Genomic DNA, 12,833 nt, shown 5'->3' with positions numbered 1-12,833 from the left:
GCCGTGCGGGACATGCGCGGGATCGGGGAGACGACATGCCGAGGATCGTCATCACGGAGTTCATGGACCCCGAGATCGCCGAGGAGCTGACCCGCGCCATCGGCGGCGTCTACGACCCCTCCCTCGTCGAGCGGCGCGAGGAGCTGAAGCGCCTTCTCTTCGATTGCCGGGCCCTGCTCGTGCGCAACCTCACCCGGGTCGACGCCGACCTCCTCGATTCGGCACCTCGGCTGCGCGTCGTCGGCAGGCTCGGGGTCGGGCTCGACAATATCGACCTCGACGCCTGCCGCGAACGCGGCGTCGAGGTGCGCTCCGCCATCGGCACGAACCACGTCTCCGTCGCCGAATACGTCATCGGGGCGATGGTGCTCCTGTCGCGGCCGCTCTTCTTCGCCTCGTCCGCGGTGGCCGAGGGCCGCTGGCCGCGGACGCGCCTCTCGCCGGGCCGCGAGATCTCGGGCCGGACGCTGGGCCTCGTCGGGTTCGGGCTCACGGGGCGCACGCTCGCCATCCGCGCGCGGGCGATGGGGATGCATGTCCAGGCCTTCGATCCGCATATCGCGGCGGAGGATGTCGCCTGGGCCGAGTACGGGGTGATCTCGCGCCCGCTCGACGATCTGCTCGAGACGAGCGAGGTGCTCTCGATCCATGTCCCGCTCAGCCCGGAGACGGCCGGGTTGATCGGCGCCGCGGCCATCGCGCGGCTGCCGAAGGGCGCCCTCCTCATCAACTCGGCCCGCGGCGGCGTGGTCGAGGAGGCGGCCGTTGTCGAGGCCCTGCGCTCGGGCCAGCTCGGCGGTGCCGCGCTCGACGTCTTCGCGCAGGAGCCGCTGCCGCCGGGCAACGTCTTCCGCGACGTGCCGAACCTCATCCTCTCGCCGCACCTCGCCGGGATCACGCGGGAATCGGCCTATCGCATCAGTCAGGTCGTCGCGGAGGCCGTGCGCGAGGTCCTGCAGGAATAAGGGCGACCGCGCGGCAGGCTTTCGGGCTCAGGCCGCGGCTTTGGGCCGGTACCAGGCCTGAATTGCGTCCCAAGCTGACTTGCTGGGATCGGCAGGACGAAGACCTTGCCGAGAATTCGATCTCGTCCCACCTGATTCGTGCTAAAGAGATGGTCGATGGCCTACGCATTCGACACCCTCGGCTACGCCCGCACCCTGCGAGACGCGGGGATTCCGCAAGAGCAGGCCGAGGCGCATGCGGATGCTGCGCGGGAGTTCATCATGGCGGAACTCGTCACGAAACAGGACCTGGCGACGTTCGAAAAGCATATCGCCACCACCCTCGAGCTCCACGCTCACCAAATCCTCGTGCGTATCGGCGGCTTGATCGTGGCTGCGATCGCCGCCACCGGCGTGCTGGTGAAGATGATGGCCGGATGACTGGATTGCAGGGATGAGGGTCGGTCTCGACTGACCGTTGGGTTCTTCGATCTCTTCGGCAACGGCGATTGGGCTTAGCTCCGTTCAATAGGGCGGTGCGCGCTTGGCCCGTTGCGCCTGCGCCGCCTCGACCCACCAGCGCAGATCGTCCGCAAAGCGCGGGAAGCCTTTCGCGAGGCGCGCGCCGGCTTCGCCCGTCGGCTCCCCGGTCTCCGACAGGGCCTGCCCGATCGGACCGACCGAGAGAGCGCTCGAAATGACCACCATGCCCATCTCGGACAGCGTGCCGTGCCAGGCGAGGGCGGCGCGTGCCCCGGCCATGCGGCCGGCCGAGTAGCTGGCGATGGCGGCCGGGCGCCAGAACCATTCCTCGAGGAAGTGGTCGGTGAGGTTCTTGAGGCCCGGCTGGATGCCCCAATTGTATTCGCCCGTGACGAAGACGAAGCCGTCCGCCGCCCTGATCTTCCCGGCCAGCGTCTCGAGCGCCTCCGGCGCCTCGCCCTTCGGGTATTCCTTGTACATCCGGTCGAGCATGGGCAGGCCGACGGCCTTCGCGTCGATGAGCTCGGCCTCGTCCCCGGCCTCCACGAGCCGGCGCGTGACGAATTGCGCGAGGCGGATTCCCATCCGGTCGGAGCGGTAGGAGCCGTAGAAGACGAGGATGCGGTTCGCCATGCCGTGCTCTCCATGCCGCGCGACAAGGCGGCCACCGCCGATATCACGGATGGGGCACCGATGGTTCCCCGCCGCGTCACGTTCGCACTTGACCAGCCGCCTGCCGCGGGCGCATAGGCCGCGGCGGGAGACCCTTCCCCACCGAAGGGCGCCCATCTGGAAGGATGGATTACAGATGGCCATGATGCCTTTGAACCGGCCCGCCTCGCGGCCGAACGTTCCCCATTTCTCGTCCGGCCCTTGCGCCAAGCGCCCAGGCTGGTCCCCCGAAGCTCTGACGGACGCGCCGCTCGGCCGCTCCCACCGCGCCAAGGTCGGCAAGGCGAAGCTGAAGCTCGCCATCGACCTGACGCGCGAGGTGCTGCAGGTGCCGGCGGATTACCGCATCGGCATCGTGCCGGCTTCCGATACCGGCGCGGTCGAGATGGCGCTCTGGTCGCTGCTCGGCGCCCGCCCGGTCGAGATGCTGGCCTGGGAAAGCTTCGGCGAAGGCTGGGTGACGGATGTCGTCAAGCAGCTCAAGCTCGCGGATGCGAAGATCACCAAGGCCGAATACGGCGCCCTGCCCGATCTCGCCGCGGTCGACACCCGGACGCGCGACGTGGTCTTCACGTGGAACGGCACCACCTCGGGCGTGCGCGTCCCGAATGCGGACTGGATCGCGGCCGACCGCGAGGGCCTGACGATCTGCGACGCCACCTCGGCCGCGTTCTCGCAGCGCCTCGATTGGGCGAAGCTCGATGTCGTGACCTATTCCTGGCAGAAGGCGCTGGGCGGCGAGGCCGCGCACGGGATGCTGATCCTGTCGCCGCGCGCCGTCGAACGCCTCGAGAGCCACGTGCCGGCCTGGCCGATGCCGAAGATCTTCCGCCTGACCAAGGGCGGCAAGCTGATCGAGGGCATCTTCCAGGGCGAGACGATCAACACGCCCTCCATGCTCTGCGTCGAGGATTACATCGACGCCCTGCAATGGGCGAAGGCGGAAGGCGGGCTCGACGGGCTCGTCGCCCGCTCGGACGCCAACGCGAAGGCGGTGCTCGACTGGGTGGCCAGGACGCCCTGGATCGAGAACCTCGCCAAGCTGCCAGAGACGGCCTCGAACACCAGCGTCTGCCTCGTCGTCACCGATCCCGAGATCACGGCCGGCGGCCAGGAGGCGGTCGCCGCCTTCTCGAAGGCCCTCGCCTCCGCGCTCGAGACGGAAGGCGTCGCCTACGATATCGGCGCCTATCGCGACGCGCCTCCGGGCCTGCGCATCTGGTGCGGCGCGACCGTCGAGACGGCGGATGTCGCCGCCCTCACCGGCTGGCTCGACTGGGCCTTCGCCGCGGAGAAGGCGAAGCGGGCGCAGAAGGCGGCGTAGAATCCGCCACCCCTTCCTTCTCCCCTTGCGGGAGACGGTGGCAGCGCGAAGCGCTGACGGATGAGGGGCGAAACTCCGCATCCGTCGCGTGTCCACCCCTCATCCGACCCTCGCTGACGCGAGGGCCACCTTCTCCCGCAAGGGGAGAAGGGGAGGTTGGAGCATCACCATGACCGACGACAGCATCGGCACCGACGCCTTCTCGCCGCAGAACGATCTCGAGATCGAGCTCGTGCGCGCGGCGCACGAGCCGCATCTGCGGACCGCCTTCATGCGCGACCTGCTCGACCGGGAGGTCTATCTCGCCCTCCTTCTCGCCGACGGCTCGCGCGTCGAGACGGGAGCGGACGGGCGGGCGATCATTCCGGAGGGCGTGCGGCTCGAACTCGGCGCCGCCGAACGGGGCGGAGAGCCCGCCGTGCCGTTCTTCTCGGCCCCCGTCCGGGCCCAGGCCTTCTACCAGCGGGACCACGTGATCGCGCCCGACAAGGTGCGCGACCTCCTCGCCCGCCATCCGGGCGCGCGGTTCGTGCTCAATCCGGGCTCGGATTACGCGCTCGACCTCGATTCCGACGACGCCGCCGCGCTGCTGCGCGGCGGCTTCACCGCCCATTGAACCCCATCGCCCCGTCATTGCGAGCGAAGCGAAGCAACCCAGCTTCCGTGCGGCGACCCCTGGGTTGCTTCGTCGGCTTCGCCTCCTCGCAATGACGGGATAGGCCTCCAAGGAGCCTCCCATGACGACCAAGCCCCGCGTCCTCATCTCCGACGCCCTCTCGCCCGCCGCCGTGCAGATCTTCAAGGATCGCGGCGTCGAGGTCGATTTCCAGCCCGATCTCGGCAAGGACAAGGACAGGCTCGCCGCCATCATCGGCGAGTATGACGGCCTCGCCATCCGCTCGGCGACGAAGGTCACGCCGAAGATTCTCGAGAAGGCTGCCCGCCTGAAGGTGATCGGCCGGGCCGGGATCGGCGTCGACAATGTCGACATCCCGGCGGCGACCGCGCGCGGCGTGATCGTGATGAACACGCCCTTCGGCAATTCGATCACGACCGCGGAGCACGCCATCGCCATGATGTTCGCGCTCGCGCGCCAGATCCCCGCCGCCGACGCCTCGACCCAGGCCGGCAAGTGGGAGAAGAACCGCTTCATGGGCGTCGAGATCACCGGCAAGACGCTCGGCATCATCGGCTGCGGCAATATCGGCGCGATCGTCGCCGAGCGCGCCATCGGGCTCCGGATGCGCGTCGTCGCCTTCGATCCCTTCCTGTCGCCGGAGCGGGCGCTCGATCTCGGCGTCGAGAAGGTCGAGCTCGACGAGCTTCTGGCTCGCGCCGACATCATCACGCTCCACACGCCGCTGACGGAGAAGACGAAGAACATCCTCTCGGCCGAGAACCTCGCCAAGGCGAAGGCGGGCGTGCGCATCGTCAATTGCGCCCGCGGCGGCCTCGTCGACGAGCAGGCCCTGCGCGCCGCGCTCGATTCGGGCCATGTGGCGGGGGCGGCCTTCGACGTCTTCGTCACCGAGCCCGCGACGGAGAACGTGCTCTTCGGCCATCCGAACGTCGTCTGCACGCCGCATCTCGGCGCGGCGACCTCGGAGGCGCAGGAGAACGTCGCGCTCCAGGTCGCCGAGCAGATGTCGGACTACCTCCTCAAGGGCGCGATCACGAATGCGGTGAACTTCCCCTCGATCACCGCCGAGGAGGCGCCGCGGCTGAAGCCGTATATCGCCCTCGCCGAGAAGCTCGGCTCCTTCGCCGGCCAGCTCACCGAGACCGGGATCGGCCGCGTGCGCATCACCTACGAGGGCGAGGTCGCCGGCATGAAGACGAAGGCGCTGACCAGCGCCGCCATCGCGGGCATCCTGCGCCCGATGCTGGCCGACGTGAACGTCGTCTCCGCCCCCTCGATCGCCAAGGAGCGGGGCGTGATCGTCGAGGAGATGATCCGCGATGCGGGCGGCGATTACGATTCGCTCGTGACCGTCGCGGTCGAGACCGAGCGCGGCGAGCGCGGGGTCTCCGGCACGGTCTTCGCCGACGGCCGGCCGCGCATCGTCGACATCAAGGGCCTCAAGGTCGAGGCGGAGTTCGCGCCCTCGATGATCTATGTCTCGAACGAGGACAAGCCGGGCTTCGTCGGCCGTTTCGCGACGACGCTGGGCGATGCCGGCGTCAACATCGCGACCTTCGCCCTCGGCCGCGACCAGCCCGGCGGCTCGGCCATCGCCCTCGTCGAGGTCGACGGGCCGCTGCCCGCCGACGTGCTGGCCCGCGTGCAGACCATTCCGGGCGTGAAACAGGCGAAGCCGCTCGCGTTCTGAGAGGCCGGGCACTCGCCCACCTCATCCTGAGGTGCCTCGCGACGCGAGGCCTCGAAGGACGAACCACGGTTGTGCGTGCTTCGAGGCCGATCTCCGATCGGCACCTCAGCATGAGGAACGGTGGGGCGTCCTTCGCGCCAGGCTCCGAGCCCCGGCCGGCGCGGCGCCTATCCCCGCGGCGCCGCCGCGATTGCGGGCGGCGCGCCCGGCATGCTCCGGCCGGGATCGGTCAGCTCGATCGTCCAGGCCTTCTGCTGGCCGGTATCGATCTCGATGAAGCCCGAGCGATCGAAGCCGCGGGCGAGGCAATCCTCGACGCCGCGGATGACGAATTCGCGCTCGCGCGTGCACATGAAGGAGCGGCCGTTCCACTCCCCGCCGCGGTCGTAATCGACCGCGTAGACGTAGAAGTACTTCGCCGAGAGCTCGCCGCGCACCAGGGTCTCGCAGGTGCGGCCCTTGAGGTTCCACCAGCCCTCCGTCACCCAGCCGCTCGCATCGCGATAGCCGAGCGAGACGCCGACCCGGCTCTCGGTGTTGTTGCACATGCGCAGATCCGCGCGCGCGGATCCGGGCATCGCCAGAAGGCCGATGCAGGCGGCTCCGGCGGCGATGAGGAGGCGGGCCGAACGGGGGCTAGCCGACCAGGATAATGCGACAATCATTGACGTTGGTGCGGGTGGGGCCAGGGACGACGAGATCGCCCGTTCTGTCGAAGAATGTGGTCGAATCGTTGGCGGCGAGGCAATCCGCGGCATCGAGGCTGCGGGCGGAGGCGCGGACCAGAAGCGTCGGGTCGACGAGTGCGCCGGCCGGGTCGCTCGCCGATCCCGCGCCGCCATCGGTGCCGTCGGTGTCGCCCGCGATCGCCGCGATCCCCTCGGCTCCGCCGAGGGCGAGCGCCAGCGCCAGCGCGTATTCCTGGTTCGGGCCGCCGCGCCCGCCCTCGCCGCGGATCGTGACCGTCAGCTCGCCGCCCGAGATCAGCGCGGCCTTACGCCCCGCCGCCTTGAGCTCCTTCGCCATCTCGGCATGGGCGGCGGCGACCTCGCGGGCCTCGCCTTCGAGATCGGGTCCGAGCGAGATCGGCTCGTAGCCGGCGGCACGGACCGCCTCGGAGACGGCGGCGATCATGTCGGCCGGGCGGGAGACGATCCGGTACTCGCTGCGGTCGAAGGCCGGATCGCCGGGCTTCGGGCTCTCGCTCGCGGGATCGGCGAGGAGCGCCGCGACCTCGGGGCCGGGCTCGATCCCACGCCGGGCGAGGACGGCGCGGGCATCGGCGAGGCTGGTCGGGTCGGGCACGGTGGGGCCGGAGGCGATGACGCTCGGATCGTCGTGCGGCACGTCCGAGATCGCGAGCGTGAGAAGCCGGGCCGGGGCGGCCGCCACCGCGAGGCGCCCGCCCTTGATGCGGGAGAGATGCTTTCGCACCGTGTTGATCTCGCCGATATCGGCGCCCGAGCGCAGAAGCGCCTTGGTCAGGGCCTGTTTCGCCGAGAGCGGGAGGCCCGGCGCGGGGGCGATCCAGTTGGCAGAGCCGCCGCCCGAGAGGAGGACGAGGACGAGATCGTCCGCGCCGGCTCCCCGTGCGAGGTCGAGCACGCGCTCCGTCGCGGCGACGCCCGCCGCATCGGGGACCGGATGGCCGGCCTCCACCACCTCGATGCCGTCGACCGGCTCGCCGTAGCCGTGCCGGCAGACCGCGAGGCCCGCGATGTCGTGCTGTCCGAGCCGGCGGTAATGCGCGGCGGCGACCGCCGCCATCGAGGCGCCCGCCTTGCCGGCCGCAAGCAGGATGAGCCGCCCGGCCGGCGGCTCCGGCAGATGCGGCGCGAGGCAATGGCGCGGATGGGCCGATTCCACGGCCGTCTCGAACAGGCGGAGCAGGAGGTGGCGCGTGCGCGCGTCGGGCTCGATCATGGCGCCTCCCCTTCCGTCGGCCGTTTCGGACGCGCGAGAACGATCCCGAGGAGGATCAGCGCGCCGCCGCCATATTGGACCAGCGAAAGCGGCTCGCCCAGCACGATCCAGCCGGCAGCGGCCGCGAAGACCGCTTCGAGGAAAATGACGAGCGAGGAGAACACGGCCGGAAGCCGGCCGAGCGCGACCGCGAGCAGCCCCTGTCCGCCCGCCTGGCTGACGAGAGCGAGCCCCGCGAGGGCCGCCCAGGTCTCGGCCCGCTGCGCCCAGAACACGTCCCGGTCGAAGAGAACCGCCGCGACGAGGAGGATGGCGGCGGTGACGACCGACGACCAGAACGTGACACGGGCAGCGCCTTCGCCTTCGCGCGCCCGCGCCATGGCGAGAAGGTACATCGCGAAAAAGGTGGCCGTGACGACGCCGTAGAGATCGCCCCGCAGCCGGCCGGGATCGACCGCCAGGCTCTCGAAGACGAGCGCCGCGCCGCCCGCAAGACAGAGGGCGAGGCCTCCGAGCGTCGCGCCCGAGACCCGCCGGCGCAGCACGAGCCAGGTCGCGAGGACGACGAAGACCGGGGCGGTGGTGGCGAAGAAGGTCGCGTTGGCGACGCTCGTCGCCATGATCGAGAGGTGCCAGAACAGGAGATCGCCCGCGAAGGCGGCACCCGCCAGAAGGGCCGCGGGGCGGATCGGCCCGCGCCGTCCGCTTCCGGTGCGGTCCTCGATCCGCATCCAGCCATAAAGCAGCGGCAGGGCGAGCGCGACGCGCCAGAAGGCCGAGGCGAAGGGCCCGACCTCGGGGGAGGCGAGCCGCACGAAGATCGGCGACATGCCCATCGCCCAGGCGCCGAGGATCAACGCGGCGAGCGGCAGCGCGAGACCGGAACCGGCCGTATCGGATCGGGGGAGGGAGGCCATGGCGACGGGCCGCTCCTAGGCCATTTCCAGGTGCCGCGCCACGCCGGCCGCTCGCCGCGGGTCAGGCCGCCGGCCGCCAGCGGTAATGGCCGACGATCCGATAGGAGAAGAGGATGTCCTCGACCTGGGTGCCGGAGCCGATATTGTGCGCCAGAAGGGGCCGCTTTCCGTCCCGCGTCGTCCGGGCCGTGACGATGGCGATATGCGGCAGGTTGCCCGGTAGGCGCTGGGTCACGAGATCGCCGGGTCGATAATCCGCGCCGGTCTCCGAGACCGGCAGCGCGGCCCGCCGGCGAGAGAAGAAGGTCTCGAGATTGGGCACGCGGCGGTGGTCGATGTTGCGGTCGGGCCGCGTCTGGCCCCAGATCTTAGGATAAGCCGCGAAGGCCGAGCGCATGTCCTCGTGGACGAACTTCTGCAGATCGACAGCGAAGGCGTCGCGATAGGCGCGGATGACGACATCGGTGCAGACCCCGCGCGCCCGCGGCACATCGCCTCCGGGATAATCCAGCCTGACATAGGCGGGATCGTAGATCGTCGTCACGCCGACCTGCCCCTGGGCGGCCGCGACGAGCCGGGCGCTCCACTCATCGGCCGCCGCCAGCGACGGGACGAGGCCGGCAAGGCCGAAGAGCACCGAACGGCGGTGAAGGATCATGGCGGCTCCGATATACGTTCGATCGACAGGCGCCGCCGCAATCGGCCGAATTTGAGGCCGGGCCGGGTCCGAGGAGAAGGAAGGGCAGCATGGATTTCGACGACAAAACCCGCACCGAACTCGAAGCCGCGGCCTTCCGGCGGCTCGTCCGGCACCTGCGCGAGCGCACCGATGTTCAGAACATCGACCTCATGAACCTCGCCGGGTTCTGCCGAAACTGCCTGTCGAACTGGCTCAAGGACGCAGCCGACGAGCGCGGCGTCGCGCTCTCGAAGGAGGCCAGCCGCGAGGAGGTCTACGGCATGCCCTACGAGGAGTGGAAGGCGAAGCACCAGACGGAGGCGACGCCCGCCCAGGCGGCGGCGTTCGACAAGGCCGGCCACAGGCATTAAGACGCCCTGGCCGCGCTTGTCGCCGTGGGTCCACGGCCGCGCGGCTTTTTGTTTCAACCGTCCAAGAGGATGCCCCGGCCATGGTCGCGGATGTCGCCGAATCCGGCGTTGCAGCCGAAGAGCTGAAGCAGTTCATCGAGCGTATCGAGCGTCTCGAGGAGGAGAAGGCCGGCATCGCGGGCGACATCAAGGACGTCTTCGCGGAGCTGAAGGGCCGCGGCTTCGATTCCAAGGCCGTCCGCCAGATCCTGCGCATCCGCAAGCAGGATCATGAGGAGCGGCAGGAGCAGGAGGCCATCCTCGACCTCTACATGCAGGCCCTAGGGATGAACTGAGCGGCGGCGGGCACAGACCCTCCCCTGGAGGGGGAGGGTCGGACCGAAGGTCCGGGGTGGGGTGATGCGCGGCATCCTCCGCGACGACGTCGAAGCCGACGGCGAGGTGGTTTTCACCCCACCCCGCCGGCTTCGCCGGCGACCCTCCCCCTCCAGGGGAGGGTGAGACGCGAGGTCGAGCCGGATCGGCGCGCTCCGTGACTCCCGGTCGCGTCCCGGCCTTCATTCGGACCGCCGCCCCGCGTGGCGCTGCTCCCGGCTTTTCGCTATGCCGGCTTCATGCAGGACGCGAACCACAGCCCGCGCGGCGACGACACCACGCATTTCGGCTTCGAGGACGTACCGCTCGGCGAGAAGCAGGGGCGGGTCGACGAAGTCTTCCATTCGGTCGCGGGTCGCTACGACCTGATGAACGACCTGATGTCGGCCGGCCTTCACCGGCTCTGGAAACAGGCGCTCGTCTCGATGCTGCGGCCCTCGCGCACGCGGCCTTTCCGCCATCTCGACGTCGCCGGCGGCACGGGCGACGTCGCCTTCCGCGTCCTCGAGGCGGGCGGGGCGAAGACCTCGGTCACGGTCGCCGACATCAACGCCGCGATGCTCGCCGTCGGCCGCGAGCGCGCGGAGAAGCGGGGGATCGAGCGGGCGGAGTTCGTGGAGGCCAATGCGGAGGAGCTTCCCTTCGCCGACGCCTCCTATGACGGCTACACGATCGCCTTCGGCATCCGCAACGTGCCCCGGATCGAGCGGGCGCTCGCCGAGGCGCACCGGGTGCTGCGACCCGGCTCGCGCTTCCTCTGCCTCGAATTCTCGCATGTCGACGTGCCGGGCCTGGACGCGATCTACGAGGCCTATTCCTTCAACGTCATCCCCAAGCTCGGCGAATGGGTGACCAAGGACCGCGCCTCCTACCAGTACCTCGTCGAATCGATCCGCCAGTTCCCGCCGCCGGCCACCTTCGAGCGGATGATCGAGGAGGCCGGCTTCCGCCGCGTCTCGCATCGTCCGCTGACGGGCGGCGTCGTGGCGATCCATTCGGGTTGGAAGATCTAGTGGGCATCCCGGTGGAGCGGACGGCGTGCTCACCCTCCCCTGGAGGGGGAGGGTCGACGGCGAAGCCGTCGGGGTGGGGTGACACCCGCCTTTTATCATCGTCCCCCGCCATCGAGGCGGACACCGCGCGTCACCCCACCCCGGACCTACGGTCCGACCCTCCCCCTCCAAGGGAGGGTGAGACCTCCCGATGATCGGATCCATCGCGCATCTCGTCCGGAACCTGCGCACGGGCTTCGTGCTCGCCCGCGAGGGAGCCTTGTCGCTGGTCGACGCCTCGGTGCTGCCGCCGGGCGCGCGGCTCGGCCTGCGCATCGCTCGCCTGGTCGAGCGGCGCGATGCAGGCACGGGGGCGACACGGCTCTCCGCCGCGCTGACCCGGCTCGGCCCATCCTACGTGAAGTTCGGCCAGTTCCTCGCGACGCGGCCCGACATCGTCGGCGTCCAGGCGGCGCGCGATCTCGAGAGCCTGCAGGACCGGATGCCGCCCTTCCCGCGCGCGGAGGCGGAGGCGACGATCGAGGCCGCGCTCGGCCGGCCCGTCGATGCGGTCTTCTCGAGCTTCAGCGATCCGGTGGCGGCGGCCTCGATCGCGCAGGTCCACAAGGCCGTGACCGCCCGCGACGGCCGCGTCCTCGCGATCAAGGTCATCCGGCCCGGCGTGCGCGAGCGCTTCGCCCGCGACCTCCAGGCGATGCGCTTCTCGGCCCGCATCGCCGAGCGGCGCCTGCCGGAAGCGCGGCGCCTCAAGCCCACGGGCACCGTCGAGATTCTCGCCCGCTCGGTCGCCGTCGAGACGGACCTCCGGCTCGAGGCGGCGGCGCTCTCCGAACTCGCCGAGAACACGGCGGACGACACCGATTTCCGCGTCCCGAAGCCCGATTGGGAGCTGACGAGCCGCGACATCCTCGCCACCGAATGGATCGACGGCATCCCGCTCCACCGGCTCGATGCGATCGAGGCGGCGGGGCACGACCGGCCGGCCCTCGCGCGGAACCTGATCCAGTCCTTCCTGAAACAGGCGATCCGGGACGGCTTCTTCCACGCCGACATGCATCCCGGAAACCTGATGGTGGATGCGGAAGGCCGTCTCGTCGCCGTCGATACCGGCATCATGGGCCGCCTCGGCCTCAAGGAGCGGCGCTTCCTCGCCGAGATCCTGCTCGGCTTCATCCTGCGCGACTATCGCCGGGTGGCCATGGTCCATTTCGAGGCCGGCTACGTGCCGCCGAGCCATTCGGTCGAGGATTTCGCCCAGGCGCTTCGCGCCATCGGCGAGCCGATCCACGACCGGCGGGCCGACGAGATCTCGATGGCGAAGCTGCTGACGCTTCTGTTCGAGATCACGGCCCTCTTCGACATGACGACCCGCACCGAGCTGATCATGCTCCAGAAGACCATGGTCGTCGTCGAGGGCGTCGCGCGCTCGCTCGATCCGAAGCTCAACATCTGGGCCGCCGCCGAGCCGGTGGCGCGGGGCTGGATCGAGCGGCATCTCGGCCCCATCGGCCGCGTTGAGCAGGCGGGACGCGGCCTCGCCGATCTCGCCCGCGTGCTGGCCGACGCGCCCGAGATGGCGCAGCGGGCCGAGCGCATCCTGACCAAGCTCGAGACGGTGACCGATCGGTCTCTCCAGCTCGAACACGATTCCATCACCGGGATCGGCCGTCGTCCGGCGCGCGCCCTGGGCTGGATCGCCTGGGGCCTCTGGGTCATCGTCGCGCTTCTGCTGATCGGGATCGCGTCCGGGTTCTAGCCGCCTTGCGACCTGCGCGCGAGATGTGCATCTTGTACATCGGAGA

14 protein-coding genes are annotated in these 12,833 nt (G+C 70.0%); 9 read left to right on the top strand and 5 right to left on the bottom strand.

Annotated elements, in window-relative coordinates; translation table 11 throughout:
• The first annotated feature begins 35 nt into the window (after positions 1-35).
• Both EV668_RS21675 and EV668_RS21670 read left to right on the top strand, forming a co-directional pair.
• Positions 36-965, top strand: coding sequence for an NAD(P)-dependent oxidoreductase (locus EV668_RS21675; RefSeq protein WP_133774093.1), 930 nt, complete (start codon positions 36-38; stop codon positions 963-965).
• Between the two features lie 156 nt (positions 966-1,121).
• Positions 1,122-1,385 carry a hypothetical protein gene (locus EV668_RS21670; protein ID WP_133774091.1) on the top strand — a complete coding sequence of 88 codons (264 nt, stop codon included), beginning with the start codon at positions 1,122-1,124 and terminating at the stop codon, positions 1,383-1,385.
• An 84-nt stretch (positions 1,386-1,469) separates the two neighbouring features.
• Here EV668_RS21670 and EV668_RS21665 read toward each other — a convergent pair whose 3' ends face one another.
• Entirely contained in the window at positions 1,470-2,060 is a 591-nt protein-coding gene (locus EV668_RS21665) for an NADPH-dependent FMN reductase (RefSeq protein WP_133774089.1), read from the bottom strand.
• Between the two features lie 184 nt (positions 2,061-2,244).
• Here EV668_RS21665 and EV668_RS21660 point away from each other — a divergent pair, with 184 nt between their 5' ends.
• The 3 genes from EV668_RS21660 (at position 2,245) to serA (ending at position 5,753) form a co-directional block, all read left to right on the top strand.
• On the top strand, positions 2,245-3,423 hold the full coding sequence (locus tag EV668_RS21660; RefSeq protein ID WP_133774235.1) for a phosphoserine transaminase: 1,179 nt from the start codon (positions 2,245-2,247) through the stop codon (positions 3,421-3,423).
• 169 nt (positions 3,424-3,592) lie between these two features.
• Entirely contained in the window at positions 3,593-4,039 is a 447-nt protein-coding gene (locus EV668_RS21655) for an SseB family protein (protein WP_133774087.1), read from the top strand.
• 121 nt (positions 4,040-4,160) lie between these two features.
• On the top strand, positions 4,161-5,753 hold the full coding sequence (serA, locus tag EV668_RS21650) for a phosphoglycerate dehydrogenase (protein WP_133774085.1): 1,593 nt from the start codon (positions 4,161-4,163) through the stop codon (positions 5,751-5,753).
• 167 nt (positions 5,754-5,920) lie between these two features.
• On the opposite strand, the gene EV668_RS21645 is transcribed toward serA, so the two are convergent.
• The 4 genes from EV668_RS21645 to EV668_RS21630 form a co-directional block, all read right to left on the bottom strand.
• Complete coding sequence (locus EV668_RS21645; RefSeq protein ID WP_342636847.1) at positions 5,921-6,331, bottom strand: DUF1036 domain-containing protein; 411 nt, start codon at positions 6,329-6,331, stop codon at positions 5,921-5,923.
• Positions 6,332-6,389: 58 nt separating this feature from the next.
• Positions 6,390-7,676 (bottom strand): glycerate kinase type-2 family protein, encoded by a 1,287-nt coding sequence (locus EV668_RS21640; protein ID WP_133774081.1) that lies wholly within the window; start codon positions 7,674-7,676, stop codon positions 6,390-6,392.
• Positions 7,673-8,593 carry a DMT family transporter gene (locus tag EV668_RS21635; RefSeq protein WP_133774079.1) on the bottom strand — a complete coding sequence of 307 codons (921 nt, stop codon included), beginning with the start codon at positions 8,591-8,593 and terminating at the stop codon, positions 7,673-7,675. The genes EV668_RS21640 and EV668_RS21635 overlap by 4 nt, the downstream gene beginning before the upstream one ends.
• Positions 8,594-8,654: 61 nt before the next feature.
• Positions 8,655-9,251: a DUF1287 domain-containing protein gene (locus tag EV668_RS21630; protein WP_133774076.1), complete on the bottom strand. Its 597-nt coding sequence runs from the start codon at positions 9,249-9,251 to the stop codon at positions 8,655-8,657.
• An 89-nt stretch (positions 9,252-9,340) separates the two neighbouring features.
• Between EV668_RS21630 and EV668_RS21625 the strand changes: the two genes are divergently transcribed.
• The 4 genes from EV668_RS21625 to ubiB all read left to right on the top strand — a co-directional run bounded on the left by EV668_RS21625 (position 9,341) and on the right by ubiB (position 12,787).
• Positions 9,341-9,643, top strand: a complete 303-nt coding sequence (locus EV668_RS21625) for a DUF1244 domain-containing protein (protein WP_133774074.1) — start codon at positions 9,341-9,343, stop codon at positions 9,641-9,643.
• A gap of 80 nt (positions 9,644-9,723) precedes the next feature.
• Positions 9,724-9,978, top strand: a complete 255-nt coding sequence (locus EV668_RS21620; protein ID WP_133774072.1) for a DUF2312 domain-containing protein — start codon at positions 9,724-9,726, stop codon at positions 9,976-9,978.
• 279 nt (positions 9,979-10,257) lie between these two features.
• A complete protein-coding gene (gene ubiE, locus EV668_RS21615) occupies positions 10,258-11,031 on the top strand; it encodes a bifunctional demethylmenaquinone methyltransferase/2-methoxy-6-polyprenyl-1,4-benzoquinol methylase UbiE (protein WP_133774233.1) in 774 nt (257 codons plus the stop codon).
• A 190-nt stretch (positions 11,032-11,221) separates the two neighbouring features.
• Entirely contained in the window at positions 11,222-12,787 is a 1,566-nt protein-coding gene (gene ubiB, locus EV668_RS21610; protein WP_133774070.1) for a 2-polyprenylphenol 6-hydroxylase, read from the top strand.
• The last annotated feature ends 46 nt before the right edge of the window (positions 12,788-12,833 follow it).

This window comes from Enterovirga rhinocerotis (assembly GCF_004363955.1).
Taxonomy (GTDB): domain Bacteria; phylum Pseudomonadota; class Alphaproteobacteria; order Rhizobiales; family Beijerinckiaceae; genus Enterovirga; species Enterovirga rhinocerotis.
This window is presented reverse-complemented; position numbering and strand designations above follow the sequence as displayed.